We start from the raw sequence: 22,939 nt of genomic DNA on the forward strand, positions 1-22,939 counted from the left end.
CGCGATGCGCGTATTGTGCGCGTCCGCCGGGGCGTCGTCGACGCCGGTCAGCCCATGATGCAGCGATTGCGGCCGCCATTTTTTGCGGTGTAGAGGGCCAGGTCGGCCCGCTCGAACACCGATGCCGGCGTATCGCCCGGTTGGAAGTGCGCCAGGCCGATGGACGCGGTCACCCGCAGCAGTTGTCTTGCCGCGTGGAAGTTGAGGTGCTGGATCTTGCCGCGCAGGCGTTCGCACACCTGCAAGGCCTCGGCCGGCTCGGTGCCGTCGAAGATCACGATGAATTCCTCGCCGCCATAGCGCGCCACGAAGTCGACCGGTCGCACGTGCTTGAGCAGGGCCTGCCCGATGACGCGCAGCACCGCGTCGCCGGCGGTGTGGCCGTAGGTGTCGTTGATGCTCTTGAAGTGGTCGATGTCGATCGCGGCGATGCCCAGAGGGCGCTGCGACACCAGCCACGACTGGTACGCCAAGTCGACGCGCTTCTCGTAGGCGAGCCGGTTGGGCATGCCGATCATGGTGTCGGTCTGCGACAGCTCGTGCTCGCGTTCGAGCGAACGCTGCAAGGTGTGGCGCTCGGTTTCCAGCTGCTCGATGCGCAGGCGCATCGCCTCGGCCCGCTCGCGGTAGGCGGTCAGGCGGGCGCCTTCGCGGTCACGGAATTCGCGGAAGCATGCGGTGATGGTTTCCAGGCTCGCGTTGACCCGCTCGCGCAGCTCGTGCACGTCGTCGAGTTCCAGCGCGGCTTCGCCGAGCACGCGGATCTCGTGCGCCACCGAGGCATCGAGTACCTGGCCGTTCGTCTCGCCGGTGGCCTGGTCGGTGAGCTCGCGCGCCATGTACTGGGTCATTTCGTCCAGTCGGCCGGTGACGTGCCGCAACACCGCCTGCAACGCGTCGATCTCGCGTTGCAGGCCCATGCGTTGTTCGTTGATCAGGTCGGCGAGGCGGTCGCCGCAGGCGGCCAGGGCGACCAGATCGCCCGCGTTGGCCACATCGTGGCGCAGGTCGTTCGCGCGGTCGGCAAGCTTGGGCAGCACGATGATGCGGTCTACCAGCCGGCTCAGCGACGACTGCACCGACGAGCCGTGCTCCGTGCGTGGGCGCGTGATCGCGATGGATCGCTGGTCGGGCGTGTAGGGACGGGCGCCGAGGTTGTCGATCGTCTCGCTCAGGCTGCGCACCACGCCGCCCAGCTCGGCGGCGGCCAGGGGGCCGGCGAGGGCCTCGTTCAGGCGCTCGATATGCGAATCGAGCTGGTCGTGCGCGCCCTGCATCGCACGGGTAAGGCAGCCCACGAGCTGCCTGAGCAGCGTTTCGGCGTCACGCCATTGCGCCTCTTCGCGAGAGAGCCGCTCCACCGCTTCGTGGTATTTGCCTTCCCAAGGCTGGTCGTCCAGACGCACGTGGTTACCGCATGATGTGCCGAATAGGCGCTATCTTACGCTGACTCGGGGGCTTTTGGCGGGGATGTAGGGGGTTCGTTCCCGGGCCGCGCGATGCCCGGACCGGCCAGTCGCGGGGCGACGACGGGAATCGTCAGCATCGTGCTCGCCACCGCCATCAGCAGCAGGGCCGTGAAGGTGTCGCCGGCGATCAGGCCACGGTCGAGCAGCACGTTGACGAAGATGATCATGATCAGCGCCTTGGTCTGCAGCAGCCAGCCGATCGTCCAGGCGTCGCCGCGTTTCCAGCCCAGCAGGCGGCCGGCGATGCCCACGCCGGCCAGCTTGCCCGCCACGGACGCCACCAGGAGCAGGGCGGCCGCACCGAACACCGCGACGCCGCCGAGCTGCCAGTTCGTGCGCAGGCCGGTGGAGAGGAAGTACACCGGCATGACCACCAGCAGCACGTTGTGCCGCAGGGTGTCCAGTCCCTCGATCCGGAACCACGCGCGTTCCATCGCCGCGCCGGCCAGGAAGGCGCCCACCATGAAGTGCAGGCCGCACCAGTCGGCGCCGTAGCCACACGCGGCGAGCCAGACCAGGCCGAGCACGTAACGGTCGCTTTCGCGCAGCCTCGCCATCAGCCGGCGGAAGGCCCACGCCACCACCGCGAAAATCGCCAGGAAGGCCAGCTGGTGGCCGACCCGTGTCCAGTCGAGCAGGATGATCGCGAGCACGGCCCAGATCGCCACGTCGTCGAGGCTGGCGTAGCGCAGCACCCGCTCGCCCAGCGGCGCGCGGAGGATGCCGAGCTTTTCCATGAGCAGGATTAGGATCGGCAGCGCGGTGACCGCGCAGGCCATGCCGATGCCCAGCACGAACTGCCAGGGCTGCGCCTGTGGTCCCATCCAGCCGTCGCGCCAGGCCAGCATCAGCATCGCGGCGCCGCAGCCGGCGAGCAGGGGCACGCCCAGGGCGAGCGCGGCGGTGGTGCCGCACTCGCGGCGTTGTTTCCATACCTCGGTGAGGTCCAGTTCGATGCCCGCGATCCACACGAACACCATCACCGCCCACCACGCGATGCCGTTGAGCGCGGCGATCACGGGCGGCGCGAACACCGTGGCGAAGTAATCGGGAAACACCTTGCCGAGTACCCCGGGACCCAGCAGGATACCGGTGAGGATCTGCACCACGACCAGTGGCGCCCAGTAATCGGTGCGAAAGACGCGCCACAGGAGATAGGGCACGCTGAGGATGATCGTCATCGCGATCAGGAACAGTTCCGTCGTGCTCATGCATGGCTCCCCGGGTCAGTGGCGAAGCGTAGCAGTTCGGTCCGGCCGGATTAAGCGCGGGCGTGCGATCAGCGCGGGGGCTGGGTGAGTTCCTTTGCGCTCAGGTAGCCGTCGTGGTTGGTATCCAGCCGGTGGAACTGCACGATGAGGTCGTGCTGGAAGCGTTCGAGCGTGATGGGGCGCTGCCCGGGACGCATGGGCCGGTCGTTGGCGTCGATCACGCCATCGCCGTTGACGTCCATGCGCTGGAATCCCAGGCTCATGTAGCGAACGTACTCGGCTTCGTCCACGCGCCCGTCACCGTTGGTGTCGAAACGGGCGAGGTAATCCGCCGGGGTGCGCGGCGGATCCTGGGCCGGCGCGGGGGTGGCGACGAGCAGGAGGGCCAGGGCGTATGGACGTCCATTCATGGTCATGCGTGGCAGGCCGGCGGGGTTTGTGATGGGCGCATGGGTGGGAGTACCTTTGGGCGTATCGCTTCGACGTCGACCACGGGAGAGCTCCCATGATCCATGACAGTATCCTCGACACGATCGGCCGCACGCCCATCGTTCGCCTGCATCGTATCGCGCCATCGCACGTGTCCCTCTACGCGAAGGTGGAAGCCTTCAATCCCGGCGGTTCGGTGAAGGACCGTCTCGCCATCGCCGTGATCCTCGACGCCGAGCGCCACGGTCGGTTGAAGCCCGGCGACACCGTGGTCGAAGCCACCTCCGGAAACACCGGCGTGGCGCTGGCGATGGTCTGCGCGGCCAAGGGCTACCGCTTCGTCGCGGTGATGACCGAGACGTTCTCGATCGAGCGCCGCAAGCTGATGCGCGCCTATGGGGCCAAGGTGATCCTCACGCCCGCCGCCGAGCGGGGCTCGGGCATGGTGCGACGCGCGGAGGAACTGGCTAACCAGCACGGCTGGTTCATGCCGCAGCAGTTCCGCAACCCCGCCAACCCGGCCTACCACCGCAGCACGACCGCGGCGGAGATCCTCCAGGATTTCGCCGGCCGTCGCCTCGACGCCTTCGTGACGGGTTGGGGCACCGGCGGCACGATGACTGGCGTGGGCCAGATGCTCAAGCTCGCCCGGCCCGAGGTGACGATCGTCACCACCGAACCCGCCGGGGCTTCCCTGCTCGACGGCAAGCCATGGGCGCCGCACAAGATCCAGGGCTGGACGCCCGACTTCGTTCCCGAGGTGCTCGATCGCACGGTGTTCGATGTCGACATCCCCGTGGACGACGTGGTCGCGCGCGACACGTCCCGCCGCCTCGCCGCGGAAGAGGGCCTCTTCGTCGGGATCTCCGCTGGCGCCACGATGGCCGCCGCACTGCGTTACGCCGAGACCGCGCAAGAGGGCAGCGTCATCCTGGCGATGCTCCCGGACACGGGCGAGCGTTATCTCTCCACGTTTCTCATGGAAGGCGTCAACGAAGGATCCGACGACGAGTGGCTCGCCACCCAGGGCTGACCCGGCAGGAGCGCGTCCTGAGGGTGTTCCGGTGGGAGCGGATGGTATCCGCGAACCCTCAGGGCGGCTCGTGCGAGAGAGACCGCTGACTCGGGCCGGCTACCGCCGGATCACCGATGCGAGCGGCCGCGATGACGGCACGCGAACACCTCACACGCGCTTCCATCACACGGTAGGCGCCAAGGTAGGGCCCTGAACGAAGGAGACCGACATGACCCTCTTCCGCAAGAGCCTCGCCCTCGATGTGCACGGTCGCGCCCAGCGCATTGCAGGGGCGGCGACCCGCAATCATTCGCGCGAATTCGCCGGCGCCGCACGCCAATACGTGGGTGAGGCCGGCCTTGCCGTCTCGCGTGCCGGCCGCCAGGTGAAGCGTCATCCCCGTGCGGCGCTGCTCGTGGGGGGACTGGGCGTGGCGGCGATTGCTACCGCGTGGCTCCTGATGCGCCGCCGTCCCCTCGCCGAACCCCAGCGTGACGAGCACGACCCGTTTCACGAGGATGCCGCCGCGGCGAACGACGCATCGGTCGTCCCCGGTGAGACCGGTCTTTACTGATTCAAACGAGGTGGTGCCATCGGGCACCGCCTCGTTCAAGCGACCTCTGCCCGACGCCGCAGCACCGCCAGCGGCTGCGCCCAGGTCGCTCCCGGCCGCCGCTTGCTCGTCACGAGCGTCAGGTCGGACGGCTGGAACACGTTGACGTTGTGGGTGGCCGGGGTGGTGAGGATGTACTGCGCGCGCGTGGACTTGAGGAATGCGCCCACCTTGTCGATGTTGAAGATGTCCAGGTGGGCGAACGGTTCGTCGATGAAGACGAAGCCGCCGGGACGATCCTCGTCGCGCATGAGCGCCACCAGCAACAGCAGCGACTTCATCACCTGCTGACCGCCGGACGCCTCGCCGTCGTCCATGCCGATCCAACCCTTCTTGTCGAATTCGAACCGCACGTGCAGCGCGGCGGACGAAAGCGCGAGGTCGTCGTTGGTCAGTTCGGGCAGATCGACATCCACGCCGATGCCGGCCAGGTCGGCAAGCACTTTGAGGTTCTTGGCGTAGCGTCGCACCGTGTTGCGCAACACCTGGATGTACGCGCCGCGCGCTTCATGCGTGATACGGCTCGCGCGTTCCAGATGGACACGCCGGCGGTCGAGATCGCCCTTGAGTCCATCGTGGTCGGCAAAGAGCTTGTCGCGTAGCGAAAGCACGCTCGGGTCCGTCTCCCAATGGCCTTCTTCCAGTCGACGTTCGACGCGTTCGATGGCCCGCCGCACCTCGGAGGGTGACTGGTAGTCATCGCGCAAGGCCGCCATCGCGCCGCGCGTGCGCCGGGCCAACGGCACGTGGACGCGCCGGGCGCGAAACGCCTTCAGTCGCTCCCCTTGCTCGCCGCGCATCTGGTGAAGCTGGCGCTCCGCGTCCACCAGCTGGCGCCGGACGGCGACCTGTTCGCGGGCGGCCTGGTCGCGGGCCAGCGAGGTCTTGGTGCGCGTCTCCCGCACGGCCTCGTAATGCTGCTCGGCGGCGACGTGGCTGTCGGCGGTGCGCTGCACGTCTTCCTGCAGACGCGGCTGCTGGTCGCGGGCGTCGTTGAACTCGTCCGTGCGATCGGCGAGCTGGCTGCTGGCGTTGGCGCCGCGAAGGATGCTCTCGGCGTCGTTCGCCTGCGCGGACGCTCGCTTGCGCTCGTCGGCGATGGCGCGCAGGCGTCCCTCGATGTCGAGCAGGCGGGCTTCGCCGTCGCGCAGCTGGCGCTCGCGCGCCGCGGCACCGAAATACATGTCGTCCACGCCGAGGTGGCGGCCGCCTCGGCGCTCACGGAAATAGCCTTGCGGCGTGATCCAGTCCTGCTCCCGGCCCAGTCGCGAGCCCTCGGCGATGTCGTCCACGCGGCGGATGCGGTCAAGGTTACGCAACAGCCAGTCGGGCGCGGCGGCGGAGAATTCGACCACTTCCAGCAGCGAACCGCGGGCGGGCGTATCGGCCGGCGCGCGCTCGGCCACTACGAAGTGCTTGTAGCGCATCGATTCGCCGATCTTCCACGCCGCCTCGCGATCGCGTGGGTCGTCCAGCAGCACCACGTGGCGATAGCCGGCGAGCACCGCCTCGACCGCCGGCTGCCAGCGCGGCTGGGTGATCTCGACGATCTCGCTGAGCATGCTGTGGCGGATGCCCGCCTCGTCGAGCGCACGGCGGAACGCCGCCTCGAAGTCCGGGGTGTAGCGACGACCGCTGCGCCATGCGCTTAGCTTGCCCGTCAGCGTGCCGAGCTCCTGGCGCAGGGCGGCTTCGTCGTCCTGGAGCACGCGCAGCCGCGCGCGCGCGTCGCGGGCGATGGTCGCCAGCTGTTCGTGGTTTGCGCCATCCTGCGCGGCGACGGTCTGGCGCAGGCGGTTTTCCTGGTTGATCACCAGTTCGTTCTGGGCCAGCGCGGCACGCGCGGCGTCGAGGCTCTTGCGTGTGGCCTGGCGGGCGTGGTCGGCCTCGTTCTGTTCGCCAGCGAGCCGTTCGCCGGTGGCGTCGAGCCGGGCGAGCTGGTCGGTGAGATCGCCATCCTGGCGCTTGAGCTCCGCCACGCGGCGCTTCAGGCCGTTGAGCGCGGGCCGCGCGCCACGGAGGCTTGCGGCGACGTCGGCCAGTTCGGTGCGCGGCAGGATGTCGGCGACGAGCGCGGTCCGCTCCCGCTTCAGGTCGTTCCACTCGCCGTAGGAGCGCGAGCGCGCCTCGGCTTCCTGCAGGCTGATGCCGATCAGCGACAGCTGCTGCTCGAGCCCGTGCAGTTCGCGGTCGGCTTCGACCTGCTCGTTGCGTGCGCGCTGGTAGTCGTCGAGCACGGTCTTGTCGCCGAAGACGTCGAAGACGAGGTCGAGCAACTGCTTGGGCGGCAACTGGCAGAGCTTGTCGGTGGCGCCCTGTTCGAGCGTGAGCACGCGGCGGATCGCCTGCGAAAGCCCCGCGCCTTCCAGGCGCACGCGGTATTCGCGCAGGCCCAGGAACTCGTTGCGCTCGGCGATGTCTTCCACCGACACGTCACCGCCCAGCACAGCGTACTGTCGGGTCCACTCGCCCCCTTTCTTCTGGATACGGCAGGCAAGCGTGACCTCGCGATCCATGATCGGGAAAAACGGGCGCTCGCCGCTGGGGCCGGGCACGTTGCCCACGCGGGCGCGCAGCCAGGCGAAAGGCTGGCCGTTGTGGCGCAGGTAGCTCTTGTAGTCGCGATTGCCGGCGCAATCGATGGTCAGCAGGGTACGCAGGGCGTCGAGCAGGGTGGTCTTGCCGGAGCCGTTGGGGCCCACGACGGTGACGATGTTGGTATCCAGCGGAAGGCTGAAACGCTTCCAGTAATCCCAGTGCACGACCTCGAGGCTGCGGAAATCAAACATCGTCGTTGTCCTCGGTGTCGGTCTCGTCCAGCGATGCGTCGTCCGCCATGGCGGCGGGCGCGTGACCCGCGCGGGCCGAGGCCTCGGTGAGCAGGTCGCCCAGGGCGCCGTCGAGGATGCGTCGCGCGGTACGCTCGTAGTCGAAGGCGAGGTCGAGCAGGGGGCCTTCGGCGACGTAGCGACCGTCCGTGCCCTCGCCGCGCTTGCGTACGATGAAACCGAGCCGGCTCAGCGTGCCCAACAGGATGTTGATGCGCATCTTGCCGCCGAGCTTGTCGCCGAAATCCGCCAGCAGGGTGCGCTCGGCGATCATCGGGGCCACGGTCGGGTCGCGCGGGATGGGTTTGTCTTCGGCGAACATCTGGGTCTGCGATGCGGCGGCTTCCAGCGCCTGGCGTTCGACCTGGCGCTGGCGCTTGGGCAGCACGATCAGGGCCCAGATCACCACGAGCAATGCGACGCCGTCCCGGTCCAGCTGCATCGTGTTGGAGATCCAGCTGTCGCTGCCGCCGAACACCGCGCGCTCGCTTTTCTTCGCCACGGCCAGGCCGATGTAGGCGGCATACGGATGTTCGCGCAATTCGAGCCCCACGGCGTCGAGGCGGCGGTCGAGTTCTTCGCGGAAGGCCTCGTCCAGAAGCGCCTTTCGCGCCTGGACGTCGTCGCGCGGCAGCCAGCGTTGGGCGAGCAGGCGCGTGACCAGGCTGGCGGTGTCGTCATGCATGGGAGGTGTCCTTCGCGTCGTCGCGCGGGTGCAGGCGGCCGGCGCTGACCAGGGCGATGGCGGGTAAGTCGGGGTCGATCAGGCGCGGCTCGATCTCGAGCGCGAGCGGCAGGCGGGCGAGGTCGGCGGTGCCGCCTTCGAGCGCGGCGGATTCCGGATCGCCGAGAAGGCCGAGCAGCGAAAGGCGGTAGGCGGACAGCGCGTAGTCGTCGCCGATCAGCGTGGCGGCCAATTCACGGGGCGCGGCGATGGTCGCCAGCTCCGCGTGCCAGTCGTCGAGGAAGCGCAGGTCGTCTTCGCTGGTCGGCAGTTCAGCGGTGTCCGGTGGCGCTTCCGCGCCGGGCAACGTGGTGACTTCGGCAGCGAGACGCTCGCGTTCGAGCAGTTCGTACTCGGCCACGTCCAGGGCGATCTGGTCATGGAGAAAGGGGGCGGGAAGCGGCAGACGAAGCTGGCCGTCTTCGAAGGCGGCCAACGCGTCGACCGCCTGTGCACGCAGCCAGCCGACCAGGTCGGACGAGGACAGGCCGGTGCGGCCCAGGTGCACCCGATGCTGGTCGATCTTGTTGAGCTCTCGCTGGAACACGCCGGCCTGGCGCAGCAACGCGCTCTGGGCGCGGCCCACGGCCTGCGCCAGTCGATGCGCGGCCGGTTCGAGCTCGTCCTGGGTGGTAATGGCCGCCACCACCTCGGTGCCTTTCTCCACCCAGGTCCACACCGATTCGAGACGGTCGGCCGCGCGGCGGATGCGATGCTCGGAGCCCGATAGCACCGCACGGTCGAAATCGTCCTTGAGTTCGGTAAGGCGCGACAGCAGGTGTCCCAGTTCGTCCACCGAGACGCGCCCCACGGCCTGCCCCGCCGCCAGCTGCGCGGTGAGGTAGCCCAGGCCATCCTCGTCGTCGCGCTCGAATTCGAGCATCGTCGCCAACGCGCCGAGCGCCTTGCGGCCGATCGGGCCCACGCGGTAGCGCTGTGTCTCGTTGTCGTAGACGAGGATGTCGTGCTCTTTCAGGCGCTGGACGACGGTTTCGAGCTTGACCGGATCGACGAATGCCAGGTGGTCGCGGATCTCCTGCGGCGTCCACTCCGTGGCGTGCGAGCGCGCGCCGAGGGTGCGCAGCACGAGCAGACGCAGCAGCACCTGGGTTTCACCGCCGTGGAACAGGGCAGAAAACGCGCGCAGGAGGCCACGGCCGCGCAATAGCGGAAAGAGGGAGGGGAGATCCTCCGCGACGATGCCGTCGCGGAAAACATCCTGCAGGCGTTCGTCGTGGAGGGCGGCGTCGGGCGTGCCGCTCAACGCCGGTCGACGCCGACGAACCGGAGGAACTCGCTGCGCGTGCGCGGATCTTCGCGGAAGCTGCCGAGCATCTGGCTGGTGACCATCGACACGCCACGCTTGTGCACGCCACGGGTGGTCATGCATTCGTGGCTGGCGTCGATCACCACGCCCACGCCGCGCGGGCGCAGGGTGTCGTCGATGCAGTGGGCGATCTGCGCGGTGAGTTTTTCCTGCACCTGGAAACGGCGGGCGAACCCGTCGACCACGCGGGCCAGCTTGCTGATGCCGACCACGCGGTCGGTGGGCACGTAACCCACGTGCGCGCGACCGATGATCGGCGCCATGTGGTGCTCGCAGTGGCTCTCGAACTCGATGTCGCGCAGCACGATCATCTCGTCGTAGCCGGCCACTTCCTCGAAGGTGCGGCGCAGGTATTCGGCCGGGTCTTCGTCGTAGCCACGGAACCAGTCGGAATAGGCCTTGACCACGCGCTTGGGCGTGTCGAGCAGGCCCTCGCGCGCGGGGTCTTCACCCGCCCACAGCAGGAGGGTGCGCACGGCCTCTTCGGCCTGCTCGCGGGTGACCGGGCGGGACGGGGGAGCGTCGCTCATGGGGCTGGAATCCTCGGGATCGTGCAAACGCGCATTGTAGCGCGGCCCATGCGTTCGGGCGTCCTTTCCTTGCAGGGATCGGAAGGCGCGTTCGCCAGGGGCGTATGCCCCCCGGCGTGGCCGCCGGCTTGCATCGGGACGGCGCTCCCCGGTGAATGGACGCCAGACCCGGGCCGGACGTGCCCTCGTCAGTCGTCCGATCCCTCGGGCGGGGCCTCGTCCGTCCCGGCCCCCAGTTCGAGCAGCTGCTGTGTCTCTTCGCCTCCCAGCGTCTCCACCCCACGCAGGCGCCGCTCGATAGCGCGGGTGCGGACCCCCGCGCTGTCGATGCTGTTGCGCACGGTGTCCAGCTGCTTGCGGGTCTTCTCCAGCACCGCACCGAACTTGCTGAACTCGTTCTTTACCGCGCCCAGCACCTGCCACACCTCCGAGGAACGCTTCTCGATGGCCAGGGTGCGGAAACCCATCTGCAAGCTGTTCAGCAGCGCGGTGAGCGTGGTCGGGCCGGCCACGGTCACCCGGTGCTCGCGCTGGAGCTGGTCGGACAACCCCGGACGGCGGATCACCTCCGCGTAGAGGCCTTCCGTCGGCAGGAAAAGGATCGCGAAATCGGTGGTGTGCGGCGGGGCCACGTACTTGCCGCGGATCCGCTTGGCCTCCTCGCGCACGCGCAGCTCCAAGGCCTTGCCTGCGCTCAGCACGCCGTCGGCGTCGGCGGCGTCCTGGGCGTCGAGCAGGCGCTGGTAGTCCTCGATCGGGTATTTGGCGTCGATCGGCAGCCACACGGGCTCGCCGTCATCGGCGCCCGGAAGCCGGATGGCGTATTCCACGCGCTCGACCGACCCCGGTACGGTGGCGACGTTGGCGGCGTACTGCTCCGCGACGAGGATCTGCTCCAGCAGGGCGCCCAACTGCACCTCGCCGAACGTGCCCCGGGTCTTCACGTTGGTCAGCACGCGCTTGAGGTCGCCCACGCCAGCGGCCAGCGCCTGCATTTCGCCCAGCCCGCGCTGCACGGCCTCGAGCCGCTCGGAGACCAGCTGGAACGACTGGCCCAGGCGGGTTTCGAGGGTGGACTGCAGCTTTTCGTCGACGGTGGCGCGCATCTGATCCAGCTTGGCGGCGTTGTCCTGCTGGATGGCGGCGAGGCGCGTTTCGAGCGTGGAACGCACGTCGGCCAGCCGTTTCTCGTTGTCGGCGGTGAGCGTGGCGAGGCGTTGGTCGATGCGTTCGCCGAAGTGCTTGAGGGTGAGCGCGGATTCCTCGCGCGTCTTGCGCGCGTCGTCGGCCAGGCCCTGCCGCAGCGACTGCAGACCGTTGTCGGTGCGCTCGGTGAGCTGGTCGAGACGGCGCGCGAAGCCCTCGATGCGTTCCTGCTGACGCTCGGACGCTGCCTGGAGTTGCTCCTGCACGTGGCCGCGGAACTGGCCGAAGCTCTCGCCCAGCTCGCTGCGTCCCGCGCGTTGTTCGTCGCGAAGCACAGCCTCGAGCCGACGGGAGTCCTCGCGCAGGGCGTCCAGACGCGCCGCGCTGCCGTCGTCGCCCTGGCGACGCGAAAGAAGAACGAGGAGAAGGCCCACGCAGGCCAGAGCCATCACGAGCAGGGCGATGAGGAGGATCGTGTCGAGAGTCATGCCGTCAAGTGTCGTGGGGTCGGGCGCGGGGGGCAATGGCCCCGTGCTCGCCACGGCGCGGCCGGTGCCCTGCACCCTTGAGGTTCATCGCGTCATTCGCCTCGGCCGTCACGAGGGTTCGCGGACACGGTCCGCTCCCACCCGCACGCTGTAGCGGCCACCCGCTACCCAAGGGGATCGATGGCATCGCCGATCCGCGCTATCGCCGCCTCAGATCTCGCGGTTGCCGACGATGACCACGTCCGCCGGACGCTTTGCGAACAGTCCCACGCAGACCACGCCGACGATCTGGTTGAGCTGGGCCTCCAGCCCCACCGGATCGGTGATGCGCCACCCGTGGACGTCGATGATCCAGTTGCCGTTGTCGGTGACGACGCCGTCGCGCCATACCGGCGTGCCGCCCATGGCGGTGATCTCGCGCGCCACAAGGCTGCGTGCCATCGGAATGACCTCGACGGGCAACGGAAACCGGCCGAGCACGTCGACCTGCTTCGTGGCGTCGATAATGCAGACGAACCGGTCGGAGGCCGCTGCCACGATCTTCTCGCGCGTGAGCGCCGCGCCACCGCCCTTGATCAGGCGCTTGTGCGGATCGCACTCGTCGGCGCCGTCCACGTAGAGGTCGAGCCGCCCGGCGGCATTGAGATCGAGCACGTCGAAGCCCAGCTTGCGCAGGCGTTCGCTGGAGGCTTCGGAACTGGACACGCAGGCCTTGATGCGGTCGCGGTACTGGGCCAGTTCGTCGATGAAGAAGTTCACCGTCGAGCCGGTACCCACGCCGATGATCCCACCCTTGAAGTGGCCGTTGCCAACATATTTGTAGGCGGCGGTCTCGGCGGCGAGGCGCTTTTCGTTGTCCTGGCTCATGCGTTCTCCAACGTCAGGATGAAGTCCCAGTCGCCCTTGGCGACGGGCATGACCGAAAGACGGTTGCCTTTGCGCACGAGCGGCATGTCGGCCAGTTCGTCGTGCTTCTTGAGTTCGTCGAGCGAAATCGTGCGCTTGAGCTTGCGCTCGAATTTGACGTCGACCAGCATCCAGCGCGGCTCCTCGCGCGTGCTCTTCTCGTCGTAGTACTTCGACTTCGGGTGAAACTGGCTTTCGTCCGGGTACGACGGCGACGCCACCGAGGCGATGCCGACGATGCCCGGCACGTCGGTGTTGGAGTGGTAGAAGAAGATCCGGTCGCCCACTTTCATGCCGTCGCGCATGAAGTTTCGCGCCTGGTAATTACGCACGCCGTCCCAGGGTTCCACGCCCTTGCGCTGGAGGTCGTCGATGGAGAACGTGTCCGGCTCTGACTTCATGAGCCAGTACTTCATGCCGTCGCGCCCGAGCAGTCGATGAGCTCTTTCTCGGTAGCGACGTAGTCGAGCGGGATGTCCCACTCGGCCGTCTGGATCGTGTCCAGTTCCTGGAAGGCGTACCCCACGCCCACCAGCAGCGGCGTCGCGGGGCGCGGCTGGCCGCGCAGGAATTCGAAGCTGCGGTCGTAATAGCCGCCGCCGAAGCCGAGGCGGTTGCCCCGGCGGTCGAAGCCGAGCAGCGGCACCAGCACGAGGTCGAGCCGGTCGGCTTCCACGACGCGCTCCGACGCCTTCGGTTCGGGAATGCCCAGGTCGTTGGTTTCGACGTCTTCACCGGTTGTCCAGGGCGCGAAGCGCAGTCGGCGCTTGCCGGCCACCTTGGTGACGATGGGCAGGTAGAACGTCTGCCCGCGCCCGGCGAGGGGCGCGATGGCGGCGTTCAGGGGGAGTTCGCCCCCCGTGGCCCAATAGCCGGCCACGTGGGTATCGGTGAGGAATTCGGGAAGCTGTTCGAGCGAGCGGCGAAGGCCCTGGGCCGCGGCGACGCGCTCGGCGGGCTTCAGTTCACGGCGGCGCTGGACGAGGTCGGCGCGCAGTTCACGTCTCTCGGGGAGCTTTGACATGGGGTCGTTCAGCCGGGCGGCACGAGCGGGAGATCGCCGGCAAGCCGTTGTCTCCGGTGCCTCGGCGACAACGCTGACCGGCAGGGCCGGTCGGCCAGAAAAAGAGAGACGCCCTCCGCACTGCCGCTGCGTACCAAACGACCTTGATCCAAAGGATCAGGTGGGAGAGCCACGTGACTTCAAGGCTTTCCGCACGCGGCGGACATGCTCAACCATCACGTAAGGCCGACCCGGGGTCGTATGTAGGAACAAGGCAAATGTAAAGTACGCTGGCGAACAGCGCAGAGAACGCCCGGGGTTATTTTACCGACGCGTCCACGAGGCCATCAAGCTTCTTGCGCAGGGCGGCGAGCCCGTCGGTCAGTGCCTGTTCCTGATTGGCCCGCTCGCCGCGGAGCGTGAGCAATTCGTGAGCGATGCTCACGGCGGCCAGCACGGCGATGCGGTCGAAGCCGGGCACCTTGGCATTGGACTTCAGCTCGCGCATCTTGCCGTCGAGAAACTGCGCGGCCGCCACCAGCCCGGCCCGTTCTTCGGGCGCGCAGGCAATGTGGAATTCGCGGTCGAGCAGGCGCAACGCCACCGGTTCGCTGGTCATGGCATTCATCAGGGCGGTATCAACCCGTGTTCTCAAGCGCCTTGAGGCGCTGGATCATGGCTTCCACACGGCTGCGCGCCTGTTCGTTGCGCGCCATGAGGCCGGCCCGTTCGTTGGCCAGTTGTTCCTGGCTGTGCCGCAGGCTGCGGTTTTCCTCGGTGAGGCGACGAACGGTATCGACGAGCCGGTCGAGCGTGGCGCTCAGGGCTTCCAGTTCGGTCTTGAAGGCGTCCGGGTTCGTCATGCAGCGGACTATAACAGGGCGGCGACGCCGGGGTGCATTAGACTTCACTCCGATTTCCCCAGGAGTATGCGTCATGCCGGCCAACACCACCGTCGATCCGGAAGACATCGCCGAACTCATCGGCCGCTGCAAGCTCGCCACCTCGGTCAGCGAGTTCCATGGCTCGCTCGTGGGGTATATCAGCGCCGGCGGTTCGTTCCCCGGCGACTCGGTGCTCGACGCCCTCAAGTTCGAGCCCGACCCGGCGCCCACGGCCGATGAGCAGGCCATGCTCACCCGACTGCGCCACCAGACCGAAACCTGGCTGGCCGACACCGACCTGAGTTTCATGCCCTGGGTGCCCGACGACGAGGCCCCGCTGCGCGAGCGCGTGGAAGGGCTGGCCGACTGGACGCGCGGCTTCCTCGGCGGTTTCGGCCTGGGCGGCAGCGCGGAGACGGTGACGGGACTGAGCAGCGACGCGCGGGAGATCCTGCGCGACATGGCGACCATCGCTTCCACCGATGCGGAGTTCGACGACGATGCCGAGAGCGACGAGGTCTCCCTGACCGAGCTGGAGGAATACGTGCGCGTGGGCGCACTCACGCTGCATGCGGAGACCGCCCAGCGCCAGCATCCGGCCGACGGCGACACCTTGCATTGATCGGGCCAGCCGAATACGCCCGGCGCCGCCGGGAGCTCATGCGCATGGCGGGCGAGGACGCGGTGCTGATCCTCGCGGCCGCACCGGAGCGGATGCGCAACGCCGACGCGCCGTGGCCGTATCGGCAGGATTCGGATTTCCACTACCTCACCGGCTTCGACGAGCCGGAGGCGGTGCTTGCGCTGCTCCCCGGTCGCGCCCACGGTGAGACGGTGCTGTTCTGCCGCGAGCGCGACGTGGAACGCGAGCGCTGGGACGGCGAACGCATGGGCACCGATCGCGCGGTGCGCGAACTGCGGCTCGACGATGCCTTCCCCATCGACGACATCGACGACATCCTGCCCGGGATGATCGAAGGCCGGGCCAGGGTCTACTGCCATTTCGGCCAGGAACCCGATTTCGACGCCCGCCTGCTCGCATGGATGCGCCGCCTGCGCACGGCGCGCGGTGGCGGGGTGGTGCCCAAAGACCTCGTGGCGCTAGGGCACCTGCTGCACGACCTGCGCCTGTTCAAGTCGCGCGACGAACTCGCGCTGATGCGCCGGTCGGCCGAGGTCGCCGGCGCCGCGCACCTCGCCGCGATGCGCATGGCGCGCCCCGGCGTGGCCGAATACGAGATCGAGGGCGAGATCCTCCGCACCATCCGCGGCCGCGGCGCGGTGCCGGCGTTTCCGCCCACGGTCGCCGGCGGCACGAACGCCTGCATCATGCATTACCTGCATAACCGCGCCACCCTGCGCGACGGCGAGCTGCTGCTGATCGACGCGGGTGCGGAGGTCGACTGCTACGCGTCGGACATCACCCGCACCTTCCCGGTCGGCGGCCGCTTCAGCGACGCGCAGCGCGCGCTGTACGACATCGTGCTGGAGGCCCAGTTCGCCGCCATCGACGCCGTGCGGCCGGGACGCTCGTTCGCCGATGCGCACGACGCGGCCGTACGCGTCATCGCCACCGGCCTGTGCGCGCTGGGACTGCTTCCGGGCGATCCGGCCCGCGCGATCGCCGACGGCAGCTACAAGGCCTATTTTCCCAGCAAGACCGGCCACTGGCTCGGCCTCGACGTGCACGACGTGGGTGACTACCGCATCGACGGCGAGCCCCGCGTGCTGGAAGAAGGCATGGTGCTCACGGTCGAGCCCGGCATCTACGTGCCGCCCAACGACCGCGCCGTGGCCGAGCGCTGGCGCGGCATTGGCATCCGCATCGAGGACGACGTGGCGGTGACCCGCGGCGCCCCCGAGGTGATGACGGCGATGGTGCCGAAGAGCATCCAGGCGCTGGAGCGATAAAAGAAGGGGACGTCACCGGACGCCCCCTTCCCCGCCGACCGAGGGTCTCAGGTGCCTTCGTGTCTGGGCACCACGTCCTTGCGACGGTGGGCCTCGTCGTCCACGTGCACCTCGTACCACATCGCGTTGAGCACGGCGAAGCTGCACGCCAGGCCCAGGCCGAGAATCCAGGCGAAATACCACATGGCGCCGGTCCTTCAGTACATGCCGTGCGACTTGCGCACGTGCTCGAGGGTGATCCGGCCGCGCATCACGCGATAGACCCAGCCGGTGTAGAGGATGATGATCGGCATGAAGACCACGGTGACGCCAAGCATCAGCAGCAGCGTGCCGCGGCTCGATGACGCGTCCCACACGGTGAGGCTGGAGGCCGGGTCCAGCGCCGACGGCATCAGGAACGGGAACAGCGCCAGCCCGGCGGAGACGATGGTGCCGGCCACGCAAAGGCAGCTGAAGAAGAAGCCGCCGAAGCCTCGCCGTCCGATCGTTGCCTGCAACCCGAGCGCGCCCACGAAGGCCACCCCCGGCGCCGCCCAGAACGTCGGGTGCGTGAGGTAGCCGGCGAACCACGAGCCGCCGATCGCCACCTGCTTGGCGAGCGGGTTCGAGATGCCGTCGGTGACCACCGGTCCCGTGACCGCGTAGCCGGGCACGCCATAGGCCAGCCAGATCCCGGCGATCACGAACAAGGCCAGCCACAGCGCCGACGCGATGCGGGCGATGCGCACGGCCCGGTCGGCGATGGCGTGGTCGGCCTTCATCGCGGCCCAGGAGGCGCCGTGCGCCAGCAGCATGCTCAGGCTCACCAGGCCGCTGAGCAGGGCGAAGGGGCGGAACAGGCCGAAGAAGCCACCCTCCCAGCTCATGCGCAGGTCGCCGTCGTAGCGGAAAGGCAGGCCGAGGAAGAGGTTGCCGAAGGCCACGCCGCAGACCACCATCACGATGACCCCGGAGACGACCAGCGCGTAGTCCCACACGGCGCGCCAGCGCGCGTCGTGCATCTTCTCGCGGAAGTTGAAGCCCACGGGCCGGAGGATGAACGCGACCAGCAGCACGAACATCGCCAGGTACAGGCCCGAGAACGAGGCGGCGTAGAGCAGTGGCCACGCGGCGAACACCGCGCCGCCGCCAAGCACGAACCACACCTGGTTGCCTTCCCAGGTAGGCTCGATCGTTTCGAGCAGGACCGACCGTTCGTGGTCGTCGCGACCGAGCACGCGCAGCAGCGCGGCCACGCCAAAATCGAAGCCGTCCATGATGGCGAAACCGCACAGCAGCACGCCGATCAATGCCCACCAGATGATGCGGAGAATCTCGTAATCGAACATGGTGCGCTCCTTCAGGCCGTCTGCGCCGTGGCGGGGATCGCGTCGGGACGCTGCGGCCACATGCCCAGGCCGTCAGGACCCTTGCGGGCGAACTTGACCATCAGGTAGCCGTCGACCACCGCCAGCGCCGTGTAGAACAGTACGAAGCCGCCGAGCGACAGCCCCACCTGACTCGCCGTGAGCGACGAGGCGCCCAGCGCGGTCGGCAGCACGCCTTCGATGGCCCACGGCTGGCGGCCGTATTCGGCGACGATCCAGCCCAGTTCGGCCGCGACCCAGGGCAGGGGCAGGCTCCACAGCGCCACGGTGAGGAAACGTCGGCCATCCAGGCGGCGCTTGCTCGCGCGCCAGAACGCGTAGGCGAACAGGGCGATGAACCACAGGCCGCAGGCCACCATCAGGCGGAAGGACCAGAACAGCACGGGCACGTTGGGGATGGTGCTGTTCGCGGCCTTCTGGATGTCGTCGGCGGTCGCCTTGCGCGGGTCGTCGATGAAGCGCTTGAGCAACAGGGCGTAGCCCATGTCCTTGTCGTGCATCGCGAGGATCGCCTTCGCCTGGGCGTCGTCGTGGTTTTCGCGCAACACGAGCATCGCATCGTAGGCCTTGATGCCGTCGCCGATGCGCACCTTGGCCTGGTCGACCAGGTCGGCGATGCCGAGGATGGGCTCATCGATCGACCGCGTGCCCATGAGGCCCATCACCCAGGGAATCCTCACCGCGGCGCGGGTGCTGTGGCTGGCCACGTCGGGCAGACCGAAAAGCGTGAACGATGCCGGGGCGGGCTCGGTGTCCCACATCGCCTCGATGGCTGCCATCTTCATCTTCTGGTTTTCCGAGACGGTGTAGCCCGACTCGTCGCCCAGCACCACCACCGACAGCGAGGCGGCCAGGCCGAAGCTGGCGGCCACCGTCATCGATCGCTTGGCGAAATCGACGTTGCGTCCGCGCAGCAGGTACCACGCGCTGATCGACAGCACGAACATCGCGCCCATGGTGTAACCGGCGCTCACCGTGTGCACGAACTTCGACTGCGCCACGGGGTTGAAGATCACGTCGCTGAAGGAGGTGACCTCCATGCGCATCGTCTGCGGATTGAAGGCGGCCCCCACCGGGTTCTGCATCCAGGCATTGGCGATCAGGATCCACAGAGCCGACAGGCTGGTGGCGAGGGCGAGGAACCAGGTGGCGATCATGTGCTTGAGCGGCGAGACCCGCTCCCAGCCGAAGAAGAACACGCCCACGAGGGTGGCTTCGAGGAAGAACGCCATCATGCCTTCGATCGCCAGCGGTGCGCCGAAGATGTCGCCGACGTAGTGAGAGTAGTAGGCCCAGTTCGTGCCGAACTGGAATTCCATGGTGACGCCGGTGGCCACGCCCATGGCGAAGTTGATGCCGAACAGCACGCCCCAGAACTGGGTCATGCGTTTCCATACCTCGCGCCGCGTCATCACGTAGACGCTTTCCATGATGGCGAGCATGAACGCGAGGCCCAGCGTGAGCGGGACGAACAGGAAGTGGTAGAGCGCGGTCAGCGCGAACTGAAGGCGCGACAGGCCGACGACATCGGGGTCGACGATCATGGCGAGGTTCCCTGGGTGGAGGCGGAGATGGGCGAGAGCATGCGGTCGACGCCCGCGGGCGAGACGTCCGCACGGGGCAGCGGCCGGATGGCCACGTACCAGATGAGCATGAGCAACGCGAGTTTGGCGACGACCAGCAGGCACAGGTCGAGGGCGAGGCGCCTGAGCGGCTTGTCGCGCCAGCGACGGGGGGATGATGCGTCGACGTCCTTCATGCGTGCGGTTCCGGCGTTGCGAACAATCGAGGCCATCGTACGCCCGGCGTTTCGCGGGCCAGCCATGACCGATTGTCGCAACGGCCTGACCGCGTATGCTGCGTGCCATCCCTGCCGCCCGGACCCTGTGCCCCGATGAGCCACGCCACGACACGTTACGCGTCCGTCGACGCCCTTCGGGGGATCACCGTGGCGGCCATGCTATTGGTCAACGATCCAGGCGACTGGAGCCATGTGTGGCCGCTCCTGGAGCACGCCGAGTGGAACGGCTGCACGTTCGCGGACCTGGTCTTTCCGCTGTTCCTCTTCATCGTCGGCGTGTCCGTGTCGCTGGCGATCGTGTCCCGCGTGGAGGCGGGCGCACCGCGCGCGCCCTTGCAGCGTGCGACGATCCGTCGCGCCCTGCGCATCGTGGGCCTTGGGCTGGCGTTGAACCTGCTGGCGTGGCTGACGATCCCCGGTGCGCACTTCCGTATTCCGGGCGTGCTGCAACGTATCGGCCTGTGCTTTGCCGTGGCCGGTACCCTGGCCATCCATGTCCGTCCGCGCACGCGCGACCTGCTCGGTGTGGGGTTGCTCGTCGTGTATGGCGGCCTGCTGCTCATGGACGGCATGGCGCCGTGGAGCAACCTGCCCAGCCGGGTCGACGCATTCGTTTTCGGCGGCACGGCCTATCAGTTCGATCCCTTGACCGGGCGAGGTCACGACCCGGAGGGATTGCTGTCGACCCTGCCGGCGCTGGCGACGGTGCTGATGGGCATGCGGGCGGGCGCGTGGCTCGCGCGTGGGCAGGTCCGTCGCCTCTGGGTCGGGGCGCTCGTGCTCCTGGTCGCGGGCGGGCTGGCGCAGGGGCTGTGGCCGTTCAACAAGAACCTCTGGACGCCGAGCTACGCGTTGTGGACCGGGGGCTGGTCGTTCGCCCTGCTGGCGCTGGCGCACACCCTCGTGGATCGCCGCGGCTGGCCACCGTTTGGTCGCGCGTTCGGGGTCAATGCGATCGCGGCCTATGCGGGCTCGGGGCTGATGGTCTGCCTGATGATCGCGCTGGGGGCGTGGGGCGCGCTGTATCGCGTCGCTTTCGCCTCGTGGATGACGCCCTTGTTCGGCCCCTACGTGCCCTCGGCGGCGTGGGGCGTGGCGTTCGTGGCGGTGTGGTGGGGCGTGGTGCGCTGGATGGACCGGCGGCGGATCTACCTCAAGGTCTAGGTCCACCGAACGCATCGCGGTGGGTCCCGGCCTGCGCCGGGACGACGGGTGGGGCGTCGCACCGGCGCACCGTTGTCGAGGCAGTGCCAGTCTCAGCCCAGCGCCGCGAACGCATCGCGTGTCAGGTTCTCCGGCTCGTCCGCGGTGCAGACCACGTCGTCCTCGATGCGAATGCCGCCGTACGGACGGAAACGATCGATCTTCGCCCAGTCGATGTCGTTCGCGAACGGCTTGTCCTTCAATTCCGCCAGCAGCATGTCGATGAAGTACAGACCCGGCTCGATGGTGACCACCATGCCCGCTTCCAGTTCGCGAGTGAGGCGCAGGTACGGATGGCCTTGCGGCCTGGCGATGGTGCCGCCGGTTTCCGAGGCCTGGAACCCGCCCACGTCATGCACCTGCATGCCGATGCCGTGGCCCAGCCCGTGCGGGAAGAAGGCCGACGTGACACCCGACTCCACGGCGCTCTCCGCGCTCATGCGGATGAAGCCGTGTTCGCGCAGCACCCCGGCCAACACGTGGTGGGCATGCACGTGCAGTTCCGGGTAGCTCTGCCCCGCGCGCACCTTCGCCGCGAACGATCGTTCCGCCGCGTCCATCGCATCGACCAGCGACTGGAATTCGGTCTCCCCCCGCGCCGCGTAGGTGCGCGTGATGTCGCTGGCGTACCCCGATGCGCTCGCGCCCGCGTCGATCAGGAACGACAGGCTGCGCGCCGGCGGCGTGCGGTCGAAGTGCGTGTAGTGCAGCACCGCGCCGTGGTCGTTGAGGCATACGATGCTCGGATAGGGTAGCTCGGCGTCGATCTGTCCCACGGCGGCGAGGTACGCCTGGTGGATGCCCAGTTCGCTGGCGCCTTCGCGAAACGCGTTTTCCGCCGCGCGATGGCCGCGCGCCCCGAGACGGCTCGCCTCGCGCATGAGTTCGAGTTCGTAAGGCGTCTTGTAAGCGCGGTGGTAGTGCAGGTGATCCACCACCAGCGGCGGGTTGTTCGCGCACACCGCGGCGGAATCGCACGAGGCGTCGCCGATGATCGCGCAGCGCGACAGCATCGCGGGCAGCTCGGCGATGGCGTCCTCCGCCTTGCGCACCACGACGATGTCGACGTGTTCCACCCAGTAGCCCGACGGCGCCTCGGGCACCACGTGCCAGTAATCGCGCGGCTGGAGAAACACCAGCTTGGGCTTTTCGCCCGGCGTGTAGACCAGCCAACTGCCTGGCGCGTCCGTCAACGGCAACCAATGCTTGAAATGCGGGTTGACGACGAAGGGGTAGTCCATGTCGTCGAGAAACTTCGTGATCGGACGACCGGCTGGCACGACGAGGTGGTCGAAGCCGCCGCGCGCCAGGGCGGTGTCGGTGCGCTCGCGCAGGGTGGCGAGGTGCTGCGGATAGAGTGCGGCCAGCGCGTCGTTCATCGGCGTTCTCCGGAGTCGGGGGATGCGGGCAAACGCCAATGGTGCGCCCAAGCGTGGCCCCCGCCAACCCCGGTGCCCTTCACGCGCGGGCGAACACCACCGTGTAGTCCGCCGCCAGATCGCCCATGCGGTGGCGCAGCAGCGTCGCCTGGTGATCGCCGCCCCCGGTGAGGCCGTGCAGGTGCGATCCGTAGAGCGTGATCGCGAAATGCCCCACCGCGAAGTCGTGCGCCGGCGAGCGCCACTGCGACAAGGGTGTCCAGTGCGCGCAGGCCGGGCAGGCCACGTAGGCGGAATCGGGCGCGTCGCACCAGACGGTCAGGGCTTCTTCCAGCGCGTCCGAACCGTCGTCGCCCGGCGAGAGGTCGACGTGGCACTCGGGGCAGCGCACGGTAAACCCGCTGTCGTAGCGACAGAAGATGCCGTTGTCCGGCCCGCCCTCGACCAGGTGCGACTCCTCGGGACCGGCCACCCAGCGATGGCCGCTGGCGTGCAGGCCGATGGCGAGGATGCCGGTCTGCTCGCGCAGCCGCTCGTCGACCACGCGGAATCGCGGCTCGGTCCCGTGCACCTGCGCGGCGATGGTGCCGTCGCCGACCAGGCGCAGGTAGAGCGCCGTGGCGGCGGCTGCGGCGTCGTCGCGCTCGAGGCGGGAATCGACCAGGATCGTGGTGGCGTCGCTCATGAGACGCGATGGTGAGCCCC

Annotated in this window: 24 protein-coding genes and 1 other RNA gene; 5 read left to right on the forward strand and 20 right to left on the reverse strand. The window is 68.3% G+C overall.

Features of this window, described 5'->3' with window-relative positions; translation table 11 throughout:
• Nucleotides 1-47 precede the first annotated feature (47 nt).
• The 3 genes from PI246_RS12465 to PI246_RS12475 form a co-directional block, all read right to left on the reverse strand.
• Entirely contained in the window at nucleotides 48-1,406 is a 1,359-nt protein-coding gene (locus tag PI246_RS12465; RefSeq protein WP_320551615.1) for a GGDEF domain-containing protein, read from the reverse strand.
• Between the two features lie 35 nt (nucleotides 1,407-1,441).
• Nucleotides 1,442-2,680: a cation:proton antiporter gene (locus PI246_RS12470; protein ID WP_320551616.1), complete on the reverse strand. Its 1,239-nt coding sequence runs from the start codon at nucleotides 2,678-2,680 to the stop codon at nucleotides 1,442-1,444.
• A 68-nt stretch (nucleotides 2,681-2,748) separates the two neighbouring features.
• The gene (locus PI246_RS12475) at nucleotides 2,749-3,090 is read right to left on the reverse strand and encodes an EF-hand domain-containing protein (protein ID WP_320551617.1); all 342 of its coding nucleotides are present in this window, start codon (nucleotides 3,088-3,090) and stop codon (nucleotides 2,749-2,751) included.
• A gap of 95 nt (nucleotides 3,091-3,185) precedes the next feature.
• Between PI246_RS12475 and cysK the strand changes: the two genes are divergently transcribed.
• Both cysK and PI246_RS12485 read left to right on the forward strand, forming a co-directional pair.
• Complete coding sequence (cysK, locus tag PI246_RS12480; protein WP_320551618.1) at nucleotides 3,186-4,142, forward strand: cysteine synthase A; 957 nt, start codon at nucleotides 3,186-3,188, stop codon at nucleotides 4,140-4,142.
• Between the two features lie 211 nt (nucleotides 4,143-4,353).
• Nucleotides 4,354-4,698 carry a hypothetical protein gene (locus PI246_RS12485; RefSeq protein ID WP_320551619.1) on the forward strand — a complete coding sequence of 115 codons (345 nt, stop codon included), beginning with the start codon at nucleotides 4,354-4,356 and terminating at the stop codon, nucleotides 4,696-4,698.
• Between the two features lie 35 nt (nucleotides 4,699-4,733).
• Here PI246_RS12485 and PI246_RS12490 read toward each other — a convergent pair whose 3' ends face one another.
• From PI246_RS12490 to PI246_RS12540, 11 genes are all read right to left on the reverse strand, one after another.
• Complete coding sequence (locus PI246_RS12490; protein ID WP_320551620.1) at nucleotides 4,734-7,526, reverse strand: AAA family ATPase; 2,793 nt, start codon at nucleotides 7,524-7,526, stop codon at nucleotides 4,734-4,736.
• Entirely contained in the window at nucleotides 7,519-8,250 is a 732-nt protein-coding gene (locus PI246_RS12495) for a hypothetical protein (RefSeq protein WP_320551621.1), read from the reverse strand. Before PI246_RS12495 ends, PI246_RS12490 begins: the two co-directional genes overlap by 8 nt.
• Entirely contained in the window at nucleotides 8,243-9,553 is a 1,311-nt protein-coding gene (locus PI246_RS12500; protein ID WP_320551622.1) for a hypothetical protein, read from the reverse strand. The genes PI246_RS12495 and PI246_RS12500 overlap by 8 nt, the downstream gene beginning before the upstream one ends.
• The gene (gene folE / locus PI246_RS12505) at nucleotides 9,550-10,146 is read right to left on the reverse strand and encodes a GTP cyclohydrolase I FolE (RefSeq protein WP_320551623.1); all 597 of its coding nucleotides are present in this window, start codon (nucleotides 10,144-10,146) and stop codon (nucleotides 9,550-9,552) included. The genes PI246_RS12500 and folE overlap by 4 nt, the downstream gene beginning before the upstream one ends.
• A gap of 188 nt (nucleotides 10,147-10,334) precedes the next feature.
• Nucleotides 10,335-11,780, reverse strand: coding sequence for a DNA recombination protein RmuC (rmuC, locus tag PI246_RS12510; protein WP_320551624.1), 1,446 nt, complete (start codon nucleotides 11,778-11,780; stop codon nucleotides 10,335-10,337).
• Nucleotides 11,781-11,990: 210 nt separating this feature from the next.
• Nucleotides 11,991-12,647, reverse strand: coding sequence for a ribose-5-phosphate isomerase RpiA (gene rpiA / locus PI246_RS12515; protein ID WP_320551625.1), 657 nt, complete (start codon nucleotides 12,645-12,647; stop codon nucleotides 11,991-11,993).
• Nucleotides 12,644-13,102 (reverse strand): EVE domain-containing protein, encoded by a 459-nt coding sequence (locus tag PI246_RS12520; protein WP_320551626.1) that lies wholly within the window; start codon nucleotides 13,100-13,102, stop codon nucleotides 12,644-12,646. The genes rpiA and PI246_RS12520 overlap by 4 nt, the downstream gene beginning before the upstream one ends.
• Nucleotides 13,099-13,710, reverse strand: a complete 612-nt coding sequence (locus PI246_RS12525; protein WP_320551627.1) for a 5-formyltetrahydrofolate cyclo-ligase — start codon at nucleotides 13,708-13,710, stop codon at nucleotides 13,099-13,101. Before PI246_RS12525 ends, PI246_RS12520 begins: the two co-directional genes overlap by 4 nt.
• Before the next feature lie 108 nt (nucleotides 13,711-13,818).
• A non-coding RNA gene (gene ssrS / locus PI246_RS12530) (6S RNA) lies at nucleotides 13,819-14,001 on the reverse strand.
• Nucleotides 14,002-14,008: 7 nt separating this feature from the next.
• Nucleotides 14,009-14,317 carry a cell division protein ZapA gene (locus tag PI246_RS12535; RefSeq protein WP_320551628.1) on the reverse strand — a complete coding sequence of 103 codons (309 nt, stop codon included), beginning with the start codon at nucleotides 14,315-14,317 and terminating at the stop codon, nucleotides 14,009-14,011.
• Nucleotides 14,318-14,327: 10 nt separating this feature from the next.
• Nucleotides 14,328-14,552, reverse strand: a complete 225-nt coding sequence (locus PI246_RS12540) for a TIGR02449 family protein (RefSeq protein ID WP_036116258.1) — start codon at nucleotides 14,550-14,552, stop codon at nucleotides 14,328-14,330.
• A 73-nt stretch (nucleotides 14,553-14,625) separates the two neighbouring features.
• Here PI246_RS12540 and PI246_RS12545 point away from each other — a divergent pair, with 73 nt between their 5' ends.
• Complete coding sequence (locus tag PI246_RS12545; protein WP_320551629.1) at nucleotides 14,626-15,195, forward strand: UPF0149 family protein; 570 nt, start codon at nucleotides 14,626-14,628, stop codon at nucleotides 15,193-15,195.
• Nucleotides 15,192-16,484 (forward strand): aminopeptidase P N-terminal domain-containing protein, encoded by a 1,293-nt coding sequence (locus tag PI246_RS12550; RefSeq protein ID WP_320551630.1) that lies wholly within the window; start codon nucleotides 15,192-15,194, stop codon nucleotides 16,482-16,484. Before PI246_RS12545 ends, PI246_RS12550 begins: the two co-directional genes overlap by 4 nt.
• A 47-nt stretch (nucleotides 16,485-16,531) precedes the next feature.
• Here the strand turns inward: PI246_RS12550 and cydX are convergent, their stop codons facing one another.
• The 4 genes from cydX to cydP are packed head-to-tail and all read right to left on the reverse strand — an operon-like array spanning nucleotide 16,532 to nucleotide 19,610.
• The gene (gene cydX, locus PI246_RS12555; RefSeq protein WP_320551631.1) at nucleotides 16,532-16,669 is read right to left on the reverse strand and encodes a cytochrome bd-I oxidase subunit CydX; all 138 of its coding nucleotides are present in this window, start codon (nucleotides 16,667-16,669) and stop codon (nucleotides 16,532-16,534) included.
• A 12-nt stretch (nucleotides 16,670-16,681) separates the two neighbouring features.
• Entirely contained in the window at nucleotides 16,682-17,812 is a 1,131-nt protein-coding gene (cydB, locus tag PI246_RS12560; RefSeq protein ID WP_320551632.1) for a cytochrome d ubiquinol oxidase subunit II, read from the reverse strand.
• Between the two features lie 11 nt (nucleotides 17,813-17,823).
• Nucleotides 17,824-19,395: a cytochrome ubiquinol oxidase subunit I gene (locus tag PI246_RS12565; RefSeq protein ID WP_320551633.1), complete on the reverse strand. Its 1,572-nt coding sequence runs from the start codon at nucleotides 19,393-19,395 to the stop codon at nucleotides 17,824-17,826.
• Nucleotides 19,392-19,610: a cytochrome oxidase putative small subunit CydP gene (gene cydP, locus PI246_RS12570; protein ID WP_320551634.1), complete on the reverse strand. Its 219-nt coding sequence runs from the start codon at nucleotides 19,608-19,610 to the stop codon at nucleotides 19,392-19,394. Before cydP ends, PI246_RS12565 begins: the two co-directional genes overlap by 4 nt.
• A 135-nt stretch (nucleotides 19,611-19,745) precedes the next feature.
• On the opposite strand from cydP, the gene PI246_RS12575 reads away from it, so the two are divergent.
• Nucleotides 19,746-20,816, forward strand: coding sequence for an acyltransferase family protein (locus tag PI246_RS12575; RefSeq protein WP_320551635.1), 1,071 nt, complete (start codon nucleotides 19,746-19,748; stop codon nucleotides 20,814-20,816).
• A gap of 92 nt (nucleotides 20,817-20,908) precedes the next feature.
• Here PI246_RS12575 and pepQ read toward each other — a convergent pair whose 3' ends face one another.
• Both pepQ and PI246_RS12585 read right to left on the reverse strand, forming a co-directional pair.
• Entirely contained in the window at nucleotides 20,909-22,234 is a 1,326-nt protein-coding gene (gene pepQ / locus PI246_RS12580) for a Xaa-Pro dipeptidase (RefSeq protein WP_320551636.1), read from the reverse strand.
• 79 nt (nucleotides 22,235-22,313) lie between these two features.
• On the reverse strand, nucleotides 22,314-22,919 hold the full coding sequence (locus PI246_RS12585; protein WP_320551637.1) for a hypothetical protein: 606 nt from the start codon (nucleotides 22,917-22,919) through the stop codon (nucleotides 22,314-22,316).
• Nucleotides 22,920-22,939: the final 20 nt, after the last annotated feature.

The organism is Luteibacter sahnii, from assembly GCF_034063545.1.
Lineage (GTDB): Bacteria > Pseudomonadota > Gammaproteobacteria > Xanthomonadales > Rhodanobacteraceae > Luteibacter > Luteibacter sahnii.